Origin of the sequence: Haliscomenobacter sp. (assembly GCF_041740695.1) — a bacterium.
In the GTDB taxonomy this organism is placed as follows: Bacteria; Bacteroidota; Bacteroidia; order Chitinophagales; family Saprospiraceae; genus Haliscomenobacter.
The window spans coordinates 1-14,073 of record NZ_JBGSLK010000080.1 but is presented as its reverse complement, the minus strand read 5'-3'; the positions used below and the strand labels follow the sequence as shown (position 1 = coordinate 14,073).

14 protein-coding genes are annotated in these 14,073 nt (G+C 47.8%); 7 read left to right on the top strand and 7 right to left on the bottom strand.

Annotation, left to right across the window (positions count from 1 at the left end; all coding sequences use genetic code 11):
* Nucleotides 1-21: 21 nt before the first annotated feature.
* Entirely contained in the window at nt 22-387 is a 366-nt protein-coding gene (locus ACEW9O_RS16565) for a hypothetical protein (RefSeq protein WP_373551297.1), read from the bottom strand.
* Between the two features lie 312 nt (nt 388-699).
* On the opposite strand from ACEW9O_RS16565, the gene ACEW9O_RS16560 reads away from it, so the two are divergent.
* Complete coding sequence (locus ACEW9O_RS16560) at nt 700-1,683, top strand: hypothetical protein (protein WP_373551296.1); 984 nt, start codon at nt 700-702, stop codon at nt 1,681-1,683.
* Between the two features lie 195 nt (nt 1,684-1,878).
* On the opposite strand, the gene ACEW9O_RS16555 is transcribed toward ACEW9O_RS16560, so the two are convergent.
* Nucleotides 1,879-3,819 carry a glycosyltransferase gene (locus ACEW9O_RS16555; protein WP_373551295.1) on the bottom strand — a complete coding sequence of 647 codons (1,941 nt, stop codon included), beginning with the start codon at nt 3,817-3,819 and terminating at the stop codon, nt 1,879-1,881.
* 132 nt (nt 3,820-3,951) lie between these two features.
* Entirely contained in the window at nt 3,952-4,563 is a 612-nt protein-coding gene (recR, locus tag ACEW9O_RS16550; RefSeq protein WP_373551294.1) for a recombination mediator RecR, read from the bottom strand.
* Between the two features lie 116 nt (nt 4,564-4,679).
* On the opposite strand from recR, the gene ACEW9O_RS16545 reads away from it, so the two are divergent.
* The 3 genes from ACEW9O_RS16545 to ACEW9O_RS16535 all read left to right on the top strand — a co-directional run bounded on the left by ACEW9O_RS16545 (nt 4,680) and on the right by ACEW9O_RS16535 (nt 6,829).
* Complete coding sequence (locus ACEW9O_RS16545) at nt 4,680-5,972, top strand: pyruvate dehydrogenase complex dihydrolipoamide acetyltransferase (protein WP_373551293.1); 1,293 nt, start codon at nt 4,680-4,682, stop codon at nt 5,970-5,972.
* Nucleotides 5,973-6,117: 145 nt separating this feature from the next.
* On the top strand, nt 6,118-6,477 hold the full coding sequence (locus ACEW9O_RS16540) for a CoA-binding protein (RefSeq protein WP_373551292.1): 360 nt from the start codon (nt 6,118-6,120) through the stop codon (nt 6,475-6,477).
* Between the two features lie 34 nt (nt 6,478-6,511).
* Nucleotides 6,512-6,829, top strand: a complete 318-nt coding sequence (locus ACEW9O_RS16535; protein ID WP_373551291.1) for a hypothetical protein — start codon at nt 6,512-6,514, stop codon at nt 6,827-6,829.
* Here ACEW9O_RS16535 and ACEW9O_RS16530 read toward each other — a convergent pair.
* Together ACEW9O_RS16530 and ACEW9O_RS16525 are read right to left on the bottom strand one after the other, a co-directional pair.
* Nucleotides 6,826-6,984 carry a hypothetical protein gene (locus tag ACEW9O_RS16530; RefSeq protein ID WP_373551290.1) on the bottom strand — a complete coding sequence of 53 codons (159 nt, stop codon included), beginning with the start codon at nt 6,982-6,984 and terminating at the stop codon, nt 6,826-6,828. The two genes, ACEW9O_RS16535 and ACEW9O_RS16530, sit on opposite strands and share 4 nt — an antisense overlap.
* 75 nt (nt 6,985-7,059) lie before the next feature.
* Entirely contained in the window at nt 7,060-7,263 is a 204-nt protein-coding gene (locus ACEW9O_RS16525; RefSeq protein WP_373551289.1) for a hypothetical protein, read from the bottom strand.
* Between the two features lie 122 nt (nt 7,264-7,385).
* Here ACEW9O_RS16525 and mazG point away from each other — a divergent pair, with 122 nt between their 5' ends.
* Both mazG and bshB1 read left to right on the top strand, forming a co-directional pair.
* On the top strand, nt 7,386-8,144 hold the full coding sequence (gene mazG / locus ACEW9O_RS16520) for a nucleoside triphosphate pyrophosphohydrolase (protein ID WP_373551288.1): 759 nt from the start codon (nt 7,386-7,388) through the stop codon (nt 8,142-8,144).
* Between the two features lie 313 nt (nt 8,145-8,457).
* Nucleotides 8,458-9,189 (top strand): bacillithiol biosynthesis deacetylase BshB1, encoded by a 732-nt coding sequence (bshB1, locus tag ACEW9O_RS16515; protein ID WP_373551287.1) that lies wholly within the window; start codon nt 8,458-8,460, stop codon nt 9,187-9,189.
* A gap of 141 nt (nt 9,190-9,330) precedes the next feature.
* On the opposite strand, the gene ACEW9O_RS16510 is transcribed toward bshB1, so the two are convergent.
* Nucleotides 9,331-10,275, bottom strand: coding sequence for a helix-hairpin-helix domain-containing protein (locus ACEW9O_RS16510; protein ID WP_373551286.1), 945 nt, complete (start codon nt 10,273-10,275; stop codon nt 9,331-9,333).
* A gap of 356 nt (nt 10,276-10,631) precedes the next feature.
* Entirely contained in the window at nt 10,632-12,698 is a 2,067-nt protein-coding gene (locus tag ACEW9O_RS16505) for a ComEC/Rec2 family competence protein (RefSeq protein ID WP_373551285.1), read from the bottom strand.
* 189 nt (nt 12,699-12,887) lie between these two features.
* Here ACEW9O_RS16505 and ACEW9O_RS16500 point away from each other — a divergent pair, with 189 nt between their 5' ends.
* Entirely contained in the window at nt 12,888-13,997 is a 1,110-nt protein-coding gene (locus tag ACEW9O_RS16500; RefSeq protein ID WP_373551284.1) for an SPOR domain-containing protein, read from the top strand.
* Nucleotides 13,998-14,073 lie beyond the last annotated feature (76 nt).

Sequence of the window (14,073 nt, the reverse complement as noted above, 5' to 3'; positions counted from 1 at the left end):
TCAACCTTCTCAACTACTAATTCACAGCTTGGCCCCTTCAATGACTTGCCCCTGTACCTCCAACTTGACCTTGATGACTTTTTTCTGTTCATCCCGAAAAAAAGTGGCAGTACCCTCAAAGCCTATGATGCTCAATACATCGGGAGTGGCAGTAGGTTTGAGTTCGGCGCTACCCTGGCCTTCCAGGCTGCCAACCACCTTGCCTTGTTCCCAGCTCACGACGATGTTGCCCATGCCACCGGTATCGTATTTCCCTAATAAGTCCTTTGCTGCTACCGAGTCCAGTGCAGGTGTGGGTGGTGGTGGCGGCGTTGCTGGTGCCTGTGCAGTGGCGGTACCCAGCGCTAAAAAAAGCCCTACAATAAAAGTGCAGAATAGTGATTTCATAAAAATAATGCGATTTGATGATGAATGAGTACCAGAACACAATTAATGATGTTTATTTGAAGGAGCAAATTTCAACCCAGACAAGGCAAAAAACGTAGCCATAGCAGGGCTACGGCGAGGCTTTTTAACGCAGTATGGGTCAAATTTGCCCTTCAAATAACATTGATTAATTGTGATCTGGTACTTACAAGAAGCAAAGTAAGGTTTTTTGTAGCAGCTTCAAATAAATTTGCAGCGTGAGCATGTTAAGTTTTTGGAACCAAATACATGCCCTACGTCGTTCTGCACGCCAAACCTGACTAACAAAGCATTATGGGTGGTAATTTGTTCAAATTGGGGCGTTTGCCCAAGACTGAGTACCTGGAAATAGAAGCTGGATTGAGGCAATACCTGGATCAAAAACTGGGTGATTTGTACCACATTCCCCGGTGTTTCCGCGACAAACCTGACTTTGGTGATGTTGACATCATCGTTTCGGATGCAGCCATCCACACTACTTGGCAGGATTTGCGCACGGAGTTGATCAAAGACCTGGGCATTCAGGAACACAAATCCTTAGGTTCAGTGTTTAGTACGGTGTATCAAAACTTCCAGGTCGATTTCTTTTACCGGGAGCATCGCTATTTTGACTCTACTTACAACTACCTTTCCTTCAACGATGTGGGCAATATTTTGGGTAAAATTTTCAAACGTTTTAACCTGAAATACGGCGAGCAGGGCCTGCAATACGTATTCCGTCGCGCCGATGGCCATTTCCAAAAAGACCTGGAGGTATCCCAGGATTTTCAACGCATTTTTGCTTTTTTACAACTAGATTATGCCCATTGGGTACGCGGCTTTGATACCCTGGATGAGCTATTCCGCTGGGTAACCGCAAGTCCTTATTTTTCCATTCAGCCTTACCAGGAGCAAGATGCGACGACCAGCCAACGAATAAAAGAACGCACGACCATGCGCCGCTTTGTGCAGTGGCTGGAAGAAAAGGGTGTTTTACAGAAGTTTGAGTTTGAGGCAGATCGGGATGTTTACCTGCCCATGATCGCGGCGTTTTTCCCGGAAGGACATTTATTAGAAAAAATTGAACTAGAGCGCCAGCGGGAAGCCTATGTATTGCGGTTGCGAGAAAAATATTCAGGGCAGGTGATCATGCGTTTGTTTCCCGACTTACAAGGCAAAGCACTGGGCGATTTTATGCGGAGTTTTGAGGCGCAGTGGGCAGATCACGAGGCAGTATTGGCGGCAATGGAGCCAAGCGAAATTGTTGAACAATTGAGTCGATTCAAAGCGAATTATTAATAGACTTGAGGCGAGTTGATTATCAAGGATTTGTACAAAAATCCAGAACCTCTCCCCGAAGGTTTTAGACCTTCGGGGGGATAAAGCAGCGAAACAGTGCTTTGCTCGACCGCCCCGAAAGTCTAAAACTTTCGGAGCGGATTTTCAGATCGTGCATATGCCTACTCATTATTTGGTAATCAACTAGCCTAAAGTCTAATTCTCTTTCCGCCAATACCCCCACAAAATCCGCAAATCTTCACCCACCCGATAATCTCGCGCGTACTGCTGATTCAGTCTGTATTGGGTTGAGGGACTTAAAGGTGTCGCATTGGTAATGTCAGCTGGGCTTAAAATTCCGGGTTTAAGTTTGGGCAAATTTGCTTCAGCTTGACTGTAACCAATCCAGGTTTTTTGACCAACCAACACCGGCCAGGCATTCGCCCAAAGGCGCTGCTTGTGTTTGGCCAAAAGGATACTTACAGGGAAACTAGGCAGTAAGATAATTGCTAATACCAAATCCAATAAACGTTTGTTGCGGCGATTTTCAGGATGGGCAATGTTAAATGATGCATCTACCCGATACAATTCCCCATTGAGGTCTTTGTGGCTGCTGCCAATGATGCTGTCACTGTTTTCGGGCAAAATTTTATAGTCGAGTTGTGTGCCCAATTGTTCCATTGTGGCAATAATCTGCGCATGAGCAAGATCTCTGCTGCAAAAAATGACCTCGTCCAAATGGAACAATTCGGTCAAGGCAGCTAAGTTTTGTAAATCACCGAGGTAAAGGTGTGCTTCCACCGGATTTGACTTCGGGGCAATCAGCCCAACCGTTTTTTTACGCGAACCAATGGCGCGTAAGATGGCTTCAGCCCGCCGGGTTTCTTCGATAGATCCCACCAGCGCCAGGCGTTTTTCGGCGTGTTCTTCCAGGCTAAAATTGCCCCTGCCCAAGGCACTGATCAAGGCTCGCAAGAGTGGAACAGCCACCAGTGCCCAAATGGTGCCCAGCACAATCAAGGCCCGCGAACTGCGGTACACCAAATCCAAAAAGCCATAAATCGCTGCAATGGCTACTGTGCCAATCAAAATGCCGCGTACCAACTGCCAAAGATTGGTACGTCGATCATAAGCACCACTAAAAAACAGGGCGAGCAACCATATTCCCGTGTACAATGGTGCATTGAAATACAAAAAAGAGCTTTCAAAATGCTCCGGATTGTGAAAATGGTAAACGGCCCAAAACTTTTTTAAAAAGCTCAAACCGCCATACAGGGCCAGCGCGTCGAGTAATGGCCACCAGGCGCGACGGAAAAAATTGGACAACAAAGTCAACGTAGCGCGCAGATAAATCGCCAGTTGCAACATTAACACAAACCCACGGGCATGGCCGCCCTGAAAATGTTTGCGGGCGAACAGGATCATCGCCTGATAAAAAATGCGTACGTAGTTGACGCTGCCTTTTTTGGTGCTTTCTCCTTTGTAGTGGATGATGCTGGTGTCGGCCAGATAATGGTTGCTAAATCCGCCTTTTTGAATGCGGTAGGAAAGGTCAATGTCTTCGCCGTACATAAAAAACTGCTCGTCCAGCAGCCCCACTTTGTCCAAGGCAGCTTTGCGAATGAACATAAAAGCCCCCGAAAGGATATCGACTTCGTGATTTTTTTCTTTGGAAAGAAATCCGAGATGGTAACGATTGAAAAAGCGAGATTTGGGAAAAAAACGCGACAAGCCGAAGGTTTTACAAAAAGCCACAAAAGGGGAAGGGAAGCCCCGCTTGGACTCGGGCAAAAAAGCCCCCGAGCCATCGATCATTTTGACCCCCAAGGCACCCGCCTGGGGATGGGTTTCCATAAAATCGATACAGACTTGTAAGGTATTTTCTGCGATAACGGTATCTGGATTGAGCAGCAGAATGTATTCGCCTGTAGCCTGGCGAATGGCTTGGTTGTTGGCTTGTGAAAAGCCCACATTGCGCTCATTGGCAATCAAATGTACCTCGGGGAATCGCTCCTGCACCATTTGCACCGACCCATCTTTGGAGGCATTGTCGACTATCCAAACCTCTACTTCCAAACCTTGGGCGGCTCTGCGCACGGCCAGCAAGGCTTGTTCCAGAAAAAATTTGACGTTGTAGTTGACGATGATGATGGTCATGTGAACAAGGTTCCAAGGTTTCAGGGTTCCAAAGTTCCAGGGTTCGGGGTTCCAGGGTTGGGTTGCTAAACCTTGGAACCCTGAACCCTGGAACTCAGGAACTTTGGAACCCTGGAACCTTTTAAGTTTGGGTTATTCTTGCCGCTGATAAGGCACCCTTGCCACAATCGACCGCCCCAGCGTCAATTCATCAGCATACTCCAATTCCCCCCCAAAGGAAACTCCGCGGGCAATGGTGCTGATTTTTAGATCCAGGTCTTTTAATCGTTTGGAGATGTAAAAAATGGTGGTTTCGCCTTCGATGGTTGGGCTGATGGCCATCACCACTTCTTTGGTTTCTCCTGCGGCAAGGCGTTGCTCCAGCGAATCTATCGTCAATTCACCCGGGCCAATCCCTTCCAATGGTGAAATCACTCCTCCCAAAACGTGGTACATACCCCGGTATTGCCCCGTATCCTCAATCGCCATCACATCGCGGATGCTCTCGACCACACAAATGACCTGCTGGTCGCGCCGTTGATCGCGGCAAATGTTGCACAGTTCCTCGTCCGAGAGGTTGTGGCAAACCTTACAGGACTTGATTTCGCGGCGCATCTTGACAATGGCGTCGCCAAATTGGTCAACCGTTTCCACTTCGCGGGTGACCAAGTGCAAAACCAACCGCAATGCCGTTTTTTTGCCGATTCCTGGCAGGCTGGCGAAGGCGTTTACGGCCTCTTCTAGTAGCTTGGATGAAAAGTTCATTGGGTAAAGATAAGCACTGTGTAAATTTTTCTTTGAACAAATTGGTGTACATTGGGTATTACTGTAAATTTGGTCGCGAATTTAGTAATTCACTTAAACGACAAAAAGCAAAACCTATGGCTGAAGTCATCCGGATGCCCCGTATGAGCGATACGGTGGAAGAGGGCAATATCATTGGTTGGTTGAAAAAAGAGGGAGACCACGTTGAACCAGGCCAAACCCTGGCAGAAGTGGAGACAGATAAAGCCACTATGGAATTGGATGCTTTTGTAGAAGGCGTTATCCTGCATATAGCGGTTAAAGAAGGCCCCGTGCCCATCGATGGCGTCATCGCTGTCATCGGACAAGCTGGCGAAGATTGGCAAGCTGTACTGGCCGCTGCCAATGGTGGAGCAGCTGCACCTGCTGCTGCCAACGGCCAGCCAAGCACTCCCGTAGCTGCTCCGGTGGCGGAGGCCCCAGCAGCTGCTGCATCAAGTACCGAAGACAGCCGCGTCAAAGCCTCACCCCTGGCGAAAAGCATCGCCAAAGAAACGGGGGTAAGTCTGGCGCAAGTGACCGGCTCTGGTGATCAAGGCCGCATTGTCAAAAAAGACGTAGAAGCATTCCTGGAAGGTAAAGGTACCCCTGCGGTAGTAACGCCTACCCCAGCTGCTACGCCCACGCCTGCACCTACTGCCAAGGCTGAAGCACCGACCAGTGCTCCTTTTGCTTTCAATGCAGGTAGCAACAACTACGAAGAAGTAGGCGTGTCTCAAATGCGCAAGGTGATTGCCCGCCGCTTGGGTGAGAGCTTGTTCACCGCACCGCATTTTTACCTGACCATCGAAATCAACATGGATCGGGCCATCGAAATGCGCAAACAACTGAACGAGGTGTCGCCAGTGAAGTTGTCTTTCAACGATCTGGTGGTTAAAGCGGTAGCTGCCTCCTTGACCAAACACCCTGCGATCAACTCTTCCTGGTTGGGCGATAAAATCCGCTACAACAAAGACATCAATATTGGCGTAGCCGTAGCCGTTGAAGATGGACTGCTGGTTCCCGTGATTCGTTATGCGAACATGAAAACCATGTCTCAAATCAATACCGAGGTGAAGGCCCTGGCCGGTAAGGCCAAAGAACGCAAACTGCAGCCAGATGAAATGCAAGGCAATACCTTCACCATTTCCAACCTGGGCATGTTCGGCATCGACGAATTTACGGCCATCATCAATCCACCCGACGCCTGTATCCTGGCAGTAGGCGGGATTTTTGAAAAACCGATCGTGAAAAATGGCGAAATCGTAGTGGGCAACACCATGAAAGTGACCCTTTCCTGCGATCACCGGGTAGTGGATGGTGCAACGGGTGCACAGTTCCTGCAAACGTTTAAGGAGATTATGGAGGAGCCGATTAAGTTACTGGTCTAGCCATCAGCAGTCAGCCATCAGCTATTAGCAGTCAGCAATGAGCTGTCAGCCGTGAGCCATCAGAAAGCCATAGCTGGTTGCTGATAGCTGACCGCTTATAGCTGAGCTGACTGCTGATAGCTCATTGCTGAAAGCTGAAAGCTAAATGAAAAAAACACTTGTTCTAGGCGCTTCCGAAAACCCAGCCCGGGTTTCTTATGACGCCATCCGTAGATTGACGAGCAAAGGCCACGAAGTAGTGGCGGTAGGTTTGCGCGAAGCGAATATTTTTGGCGTGGACATTCAAAAAGGCCAACCTCAGGCGGAAGAGGTCGATACAATTACCCTCTATCTCAATCCAGAAAGACAAAAAGAATATTACGACTATATTTTAGGGTTGCAGCCGAAGCGGATCATTTTTAATCCAGGGACGGAGAATTTTGAATTGGTCAGGTTGGCTAAGGAGAAAGGGATTGAGACGGAGTTCGCGTGTACTTTGGTGATGTTGTCGGTGGGACAGTATTAAAAGCATGGATTAAAACACTGAAATCTAATAAAACATGAAGGGGTCACAATTGGAAAAATTCGGATTTATTTTATCTCTATTGGCACTTTTGACTTCTGTTACACTAATGGCACTGAACATAGACCCAGGTCGTTATATATCGCTACTCATCCAAGCGTTGATTTTTTTACCACCCCTGTTGGGCTATAAAAAGCAAATTGCAGACTATAAGGCATGGAAAGAAAAATGGCGGAATGCTAGTCCTGAAGAGCTTGCTACGCGTCAAAAAGAGCAGCGTTGGAACTTGTTTTTTGTGCTAAGTTTGATCGGTACGGGAATCTTGCTGATCGGAATTACAGCGTTGGTAGGTTAGACTTGCGCCATCTCCACCAATTCCGAAATCATCCCCTTTAATGCCATCAAAATTTTAAAAATCACAAAAACATCCTCCGTCGTTGCATCAAAACCCCTGCTGATGCAGTAATGTTTGTCGCTCAGGATCATAAAATACCAATCTCGGCCACGCATGTGCAACCATAAATTGGATGGCGGGTTACTTGCAATACCTGATTAGTTTGCATGTGATCTAATTGATTGGTTCCTTCACTTCACCTCCGGCATCCCACAAGCCTCATCCGGCTTTCGGCCACACATCGAACACACCTGCCCTTCCCCTTTCCCGGCATTAAAATTACTGGCACAAGTCCCTCGGAATTCCTTGCCCGTAAACCAATAGCGTATATTGATCAGGACGAAGGCCAAACCAAAAACGGTGAAGGCCGCCAAAAAAGTTTTCAATAGTTCCATGCTTTGTTTTTATTCCAATTAAACCTCTCTTCTGCAAATTAGGTTTAATTTTGCGCACACTTCCCAATTTTTAGAGCATGTTTAAAAAAAAATTAAACATGCTCTTGTTCAAAAACCACTCCATGCAACACAAACTCGATGCTTTTGCCCGGCTACTCACTATCATGGATGAATTGCGCGAGCAATGCCCCTGGGATCGCAAACAAACCTTCCAAACCCTCCGCAACCTCACCATCGAGGAAACTTACGAATTGGCCGACGCCATCCTGGAAGAAGACATCGATGGCATCAAAGAAGAAATTGGCGACTTGATGTTGCATATGGTTTTTTACGCCAAAATTGGGGATGAGCAACAAAGTTTCGACATTGCCGACGCCCTTAATGCCATTTGTGACAAACTCATCAAACGCCATCCGCACATCTATGGAGATGTGAAGGTCAAGGACGAAGAAGAAGTCAAAAAAAATTGGGAGCAACTCAAATTGCAGGAAGGCAAAAAATCAGTACTGGCTGGCGTTCCTAAATCCCTACCCGCTATGGTCAAAGCTTACCGCATGCAGGAAAAAACCAAACAAGTAGGCTTTGAATGGGAAAATGCTGGCCAGGTGTGGGATAAAGTGGAAGAAGAAATCCAGGAATTTAAAGAAACCCTGGAACAAGACCTGTCCCAAGAAAGGCGGGAAGAAGAATTCGGCGACATCCTCTTTTCCCTGATCAATTACGCTCGCTTTGTCAAAATCGACCCCGAAACCGCCCTCGAACGCGTCAACATCAAATTCAAAAAACGTTTCGAATACATCGAAGCCCACGCCCCCAAAGACCTCAACGACATGACCCTGGCCGAAATGGACCTCCTTTGGGAAGCTGCAAAAAAATCGTAGCGGCAACCCTCGCGGTTGCCGGCCAACCCACGGCTAATGAAGTTTTTTGAAATAACCGTTCTCAAATTTTGGAATGAAAGTGTATGAATTGCCTCCAGCTTTAGCTGGTGGAAGCAGTGAGCACTAGTTTTTGGGCTTTAGCCCCATTTGCAAAATTGAGGTTTGGGCTAAAGCCCATTCAAGTTAGGCAATTCAATCGCCAGGGCTTAAAGAACGGTTTTTTCAAAAAACTTCATTACCCGTGGGAGTCCACCATAAAAACCCAACCCATGGATTTATCCGTGGGCTTTTTGTCCCCGACAAAAAAACACATATGAAAATCGACATCCTTGCCATCGGCGTTCACCCCGATGACGTAGAACTTTCCAGCAGCGGCACCGTGCTCCGCCACATCGCCCAAGGCAAAACCGTAGGCCTACTCGACCTTACCCGTGGCGAACTCGGCACTCGAGGCAACGCCGAAATCCGCGCCCGCGAAGCCACAGAATCTGCCCAACTCATGGGCGCAGCCTTCCGCGTCAACCTCGACATGGCCGATGGCTTTTTCCAATACAATCCCGAAAGCGTCCAAAAAATCATCCAGGTCATCCGCAGTTGCCAACCGGAAATTGTACTGGCCAATGCCCTAGACGATCGCCACCCCGACCATGGCCGCGCTGCCAAACTCGCCGCTGATGCCTGCTTTTATTCAGGCCTTGCCAAAGTGGGTACCTTTGACGAGAAGGGTAACCCTCAGGAACGCTGGCGCCCCAAAGCCGTCTACCACTACATCCAGGATCGCAACCTCCAACCCGATTTCATTGTAGACATTAGCGACTTTTTTGAAAAAAAGATGGAGTTGATCCTCACCTTCCGCTCGCAATTTTACTTGCCTAGTGCTACCGAATACAGTCAGGAATTGTCAACCCCTATTTCGGGTGAGGACTTCATGGCCTTCATGCGGGCCAAGGCGCGTTCTTTTGGGCGCGATGCGGGCTTTGAGTATGCGGAAGCGTTTAATGTGGCAAGGACGCCGGGGGTTTTGGACTTGTTTGATTTGGTGTAACCGGGTAATCGATCAGTTCTAGGCTTGAAAGTATGCTCTGGCGCTGTAGAGACGCACGGCCGTGCGTCTCTGTTTTCGTTTAAAGGTAAAATCTGAGGTTAAAGACGCACGGCCGTGCGTCTCTACAACATTTTGCGTAACCTAAAACTGCACATATGGCTTCAATTTCTCCAACTTCGCGGGCTCCAGTGCCACCAGCGCTTCCAAATCTTCCATTTTGCCAAAAGGCCCATGTTGATCCTTCCAATTCATAATCGCTTTAGCCGCTTTAAAACCCAAATAAGGGTGACTGGCCAATTCATTAAAACTGACTTGATTGATCAATAGTGGCTTCAATGTTGGGGCATTGAGTTGTAAGCAAGGCCGGATTTTTTGATACACCGAATCGGCTAAACCAAAAGTTTCTTTCACCTGATCAATCTGGTAAAACCCGCCCAATTTATCCCTAAATTTAATGATGCGATTCGCCAGCACTTTTCCGATGCCACGGAGCGATTGCCAGGCTGCCGTATCGGCGGTATTTACATCAATTGGAATACAAGCTTGAGCGCCTTTTTTAGTGAATTTTTTATCCTCAAAAGAGTTGTAAATGGTTTTTTCAGGTGCCCCTGCCTCTAGGCCTGACTTTGTCTGGATTTGTAGGTAGGATTTTGCTTGCTGATACCACTCTTCTGGCAAACCATAAATTTTCAACACATCTTCCGCTTTTTTAAAATGGCCACCTTTGGAGGTATACTTGACCCAAATGCTGGCGCTGCGTTTGTTCAAACCCATCTTGAGAAGTTCCTCCAAAGACACCGTATTGGGGTCAAAAAGGGAAAAAGAAGCCACAATCTTGGCTTCTTTTGCTGGGTAGCGAGCGCTGTATGTATACTTTTTTTTGCTGTTATTCCATCGTTGAGACTTGGGCCAATCGGCTTTTGCTTGTACTGGCCTGGGTGCACTGGCCAAGGTGGTCAAATCGTAAGGCTTGGAAAAATCCAGCCACTCGGGCAATACAAATGCGGCGATACATAAAATCAGCAGCAAAACACAAGCTTTGCGTTCCGTTTTGGTGTAGTAAAAGAAGTCGAGAAGGTTTTTCATGCGAAATGGTTTTTATGGGTTGAAGACCATATTACTGGACAATTTTGTTTTTTAGAAGCAGAGGACATGAATTGCCTCCAGCTTTAGCTGGTGGATAGGGGCATCTCCTCTTGGTGGGGCTTTAGCCATAATCTCAACATTGTAAATAGGGCTAAAGCCCAAAAATTAGAGTTTACTGCTTATCCAGGGGTTGTGTAAAAAGTCGAAAATGGGGTCAAATTAAAGTTTAGTCTATCTGTAAATGATTTTTAAAAAATAGATTAAACTTTAATAAAAATATAAATATGGCCAAATTTTGACTTTTTACACAACCCCAGGCAATTGATGTCCTCCGAGCAAAATGCCCAGTATCGTGGTTAAAGATTCAAAATCCAGGCACCTTGCTCAGCGGTATCGTGCACGGGGATATTCAACTCATCAGCCAGTTTTTTGATCCAGCGCCGGGTGCCAAAACGATTGCTGCCATCGAGGATGATGAGTTTGGTTTTCTTCGGTATGTCTGCTGGATAAATTTTTGGATTGTGGTGGACCAACAAATAATCGTAGGGTAGGAGAGGAGAACCTTCATTCTCCCCAATCAGGCCAATTTTATGTTTGCCAAAAAGCAAACGGCCGGATTGAAGCGCTACCGGACCCCAACGAAAGCTGCTTTGCCAGTCCAGTTGCTGCTCCTTTTTGAGGCGCATGTGAAAGCGGTGGTTTTGTGCGGCCATCAGTTCGGGGAGCGTGTCGGCGGTAGATAGCGTCAGCACCTCGCGTCCCTGGATCAAGTCCAGCAACGAAGCCTTGGGTACATGGTAACAAACCAGTTGTCGCTGGGCCTGCGCCCTGAAAATACCTGGCCACTGCGCCAAGGCCCAAACCAACAACAGTGCTAAAGCTACGTTCAACCAACGCAATTTCCGGTGATACAAGGCAACACAAACCAGGGTCAAGACTCCATACATGCCCAGGGTAGCCAGCGCATTCCACCAAAAGCCACTGATCACCGCCTGTGGCAAATCATGGATGGCCACAATCAATCCATTGAGCAATTGGATCGACCAACTCAGGAGTTGGCCGATCCAATCTGCCGGAATATGCAGCGCCTCCAACAAAAAAAGCGATAAACCCAGCATCAGCACCAACCCCGCAAGTGGCACAGCAACCAAACCTGACAACCAAAAAAACAGGGGAAATTGATGGAAATAATAGATACTCAGGGGGCCGGTACTGAGCTGTGCTGCTATGCCCACGCTGGTCAGTTTCCAAATGTAATCCAGCACTACATTAGGTGCCGACCAACGCTCGTAAATCCAGGACTGAAAAGCCACAATGCCCGCAATGGCCAGGTAAGACAACTGAAAACCAATGTCCCACAATAAATTGGGTTGCCAACACAACAGACTAAAAGCCGAGGCCGCCAAAATATTCCAGATGTTGTATTGTCGCACCACCGCTCTGGCGCCGATAATCATGGAAAACATCACCGCTGCACGCAAGGTAGCGGGAGCAGCACCAGTTATCAAAGTGAAGAGCCAGATACTGCCCAATTCCAGTAGCAGTCCTAACTTTTGAGCTTTTTTATTATGAGCAAAAAAACCTAATAAAAAACGCAGCGCAATCGCTAAAACCCCCACGTGCAAACCCGATACCGACAACACATGCACCGCCCCACTGTTGCTATAAGCTTGTCTGATCTCCTGCGAAAGTTGGCTGCGTGCGCCAATGATCAAGGCCGCGCCAACGGCATAGGTGTCGCCACTGGGCAAATGTTTTTCCAATACCTTTAAGCAAAATGCCTGTAAAACCAGAGTAAGCGGAAGGTCTTGATGCACACTGTCGATCCTCCAGGCACCCATTGGCGCGAACAATTGGTGATAAACGCCCTGTCTGGCGAGGTAGGCCCTGAAATCAAAAGCATCTGGATTGAGCGGCGGTTTTACGGTGTCGATGAGGCCACTTATGTAGAGGTGTTGGCCGCTTTGTGGCGTAACTTGGCCTGTATCAACCTTTAAATAGACCAGTAGTTCGCCTGTGGCAGGTTGCCACTTTTTAGTACCTGGGGCTGCTCTGGCTTTTACTTTTAACAGTACCCGAAAACTATTCGCTGCAGGGCGCGCTTCCAGTACTTTTCCCCAAATACTACACGAATCGCCCACGGCTTGCCAGGAAAAATGGGGCGCTCGATTCCATTGCTGGTTTTGCTCGATCCTGAAAAAGCCTAAGCACAATAGAACCAGAAAAACCATGCCGCCGAACCATGCCCTGGCTCTAAAGTCGGGCCGAAAAGCCAGTGCCAGAAACAACAGGCCAATTCCGCCAAAACCCCAATAATACCATTGCTGAAACTCCTGCCAGGAAACCCGCCAGCAATCCCCAATCACAATTCCCAATACCAGGGGCAATAGCAGCCTGGGCATGGGCAATGTGCGCCAATTCATACCGCAAATGCTTTATAGGGTGTTCAGCAAGAACAACAAGAGGAAGATAAAAAATGAAGGTGGTGTAAAATCATTAAAAAGGCAAGCGCTTCAAAAGTAAACCAATTGCGGGAAAAATCATAACTTGCTTATATTTTTTTACATTTACCCCACAACGGGCTTAAACAAGCTCTAAAGTCAAAAGCGATCATGGAAGTTGATATTAGCAAACACATCGTGGAATTGTTGTACGAACAGGATGTCGTCTCTTTGCCCGGTCTGGGTTCCTTTGTAGGCAGTTACAAATCGGCAGTAGTGGATCAGGTGTCGGGTACCGTAGCACCTCCAGCCAAAACCATTACTTTTGACGATAATTTAAGGATGGACGATGGCTTGTTGATCGATACGATTGGCAAATCTTATGGGATAACGTTTGACACGGCCACGGATTTGGTTCAAAATTACGTCAATCAAATCCGGGAGGTACTGGATCGGCGTGAAATTGTGTCCTTCACCAACCTGGGTCGCCTGTATCGGGACTTTGAGCAAAACCTGCAATTTTTGCCCGATCTCACCAATTTTAATACCGAATCTCATGGCTTGCCGGATGTCAAAGCCTATCCGATTGCTACGCCTGAGCCAGAACCATTATTCCCAGTGGTGGACCAACCCCTGGTGGTAGAAAATCAGCGCAGCAGCGGGCCTTTACCTTCTGCGGTTTCATTGGGACGTTTGATCAATCATTGGTTGAGAGACAATGTCCTTTTGGTAGGCATTTTGGCTACTGTTGTAGTGGTACTCCTGTTGTTCAGCCTATTGCGCGGCCCTTTGGATGAAGCCACCCGTTCCAACGAGACCCAGGTCAATGTACCGCCACCCGTTTCTGATGAAGAATACAAAAACGATTTCCCTCCCGAAGAAGTGCCTAGAGAACAAAAGCAACCTTTGACCAGTGACAAACAAGGCGCAATTGTAGACGATGGTACTGCTGAAGAAGAGGTGAGAACCACCACTACGCCGCCTAAAAATACCGCCGTACCTCCTGTGGTAGTGGAAAAACCAGCGGTGACTACCCCTGCTCCAGCTCCTGCTGGGGACAAAACGGGCATCATAGCCATCGGTGCCTTTAAAGACCAGGCCAACGTAGCCAAATTGGTGGCGAAAATCAGCGCAGCAGGCTTGACGCCTTATAAAACAGCCAGTGGGGATATTACCCGAGTCGGTGTACAATTTACTTATAGCACTCCTGCCGAACTCAATGCCATGCTCAGCACTGTGCGCAAAAAATTTGATTCCGGCGCCATCATCATTCAAAGATAATGGTTGAGAAGTTGAGGTGTTGAGGCTGCCGCAGCGACCCGGTCACTGAGCGAAGCCGAAGTGCACGGGTCGCTGC

Excerpts from the sequence above, each read along its gene's own strand:
- ACEW9O_RS16500 (WP_373551284.1), top strand. The coding sequence starts at position 12,888 with ATGGAAGTTGATATTAGCAAACACATCGTGGAATTGTTGTACGAACAG.
- ACEW9O_RS16530 (WP_373551290.1), bottom strand. The coding sequence starts at position 6,984 with ATGCGTGGCCGAGATTGGTATTTTATGATCCTGAGCGACAAACATTAC.
- ACEW9O_RS16565 (WP_373551297.1), bottom strand. The coding sequence starts at position 387 with ATGAAATCACTATTCTGCACTTTTATTGTAGGGCTTTTTTTAGCGCTG.
- bshB1 (WP_373551287.1), top strand. The coding sequence starts at position 8,458 with ATGAAAATCGACATCCTTGCCATCGGCGTTCACCCCGATGACGTAGAA.
- ACEW9O_RS16545 (WP_373551293.1), top strand. The coding sequence starts at position 4,680 with ATGGCTGAAGTCATCCGGATGCCCCGTATGAGCGATACGGTGGAAGAG.
- mazG (WP_373551288.1), top strand. The coding sequence starts at position 7,386 with ATGCAACACAAACTCGATGCTTTTGCCCGGCTACTCACTATCATGGAT.
- ACEW9O_RS16525 (WP_373551289.1), bottom strand. The coding sequence starts at position 7,263 with ATGGAACTATTGAAAACTTTTTTGGCGGCCTTCACCGTTTTTGGTTTG.
- ACEW9O_RS16560 (WP_373551296.1), top strand. The coding sequence starts at position 700 with ATGGGTGGTAATTTGTTCAAATTGGGGCGTTTGCCCAAGACTGAGTAC.
- ACEW9O_RS16555 (WP_373551295.1), bottom strand. The coding sequence starts at position 3,819 with ATGACCATCATCATCGTCAACTACAACGTCAAATTTTTTCTGGAACAA.
- recR (WP_373551294.1), bottom strand. The coding sequence starts at position 4,563 with ATGAACTTTTCATCCAAGCTACTAGAAGAGGCCGTAAACGCCTTCGCC.
- ACEW9O_RS16540 (WP_373551292.1), top strand. The coding sequence starts at position 6,118 with ATGAAAAAAACACTTGTTCTAGGCGCTTCCGAAAACCCAGCCCGGGTT.
- ACEW9O_RS16535 (WP_373551291.1), top strand. The coding sequence starts at position 6,512 with ATGAAGGGGTCACAATTGGAAAAATTCGGATTTATTTTATCTCTATTG.
- ACEW9O_RS16505 (WP_373551285.1), bottom strand. The coding sequence starts at position 12,698 with ATGAATTGGCGCACATTGCCCATGCCCAGGCTGCTATTGCCCCTGGTA.
- ACEW9O_RS16510 (WP_373551286.1), bottom strand. The coding sequence starts at position 10,275 with ATGAAAAACCTTCTCGACTTCTTTTACTACACCAAAACGGAACGCAAA.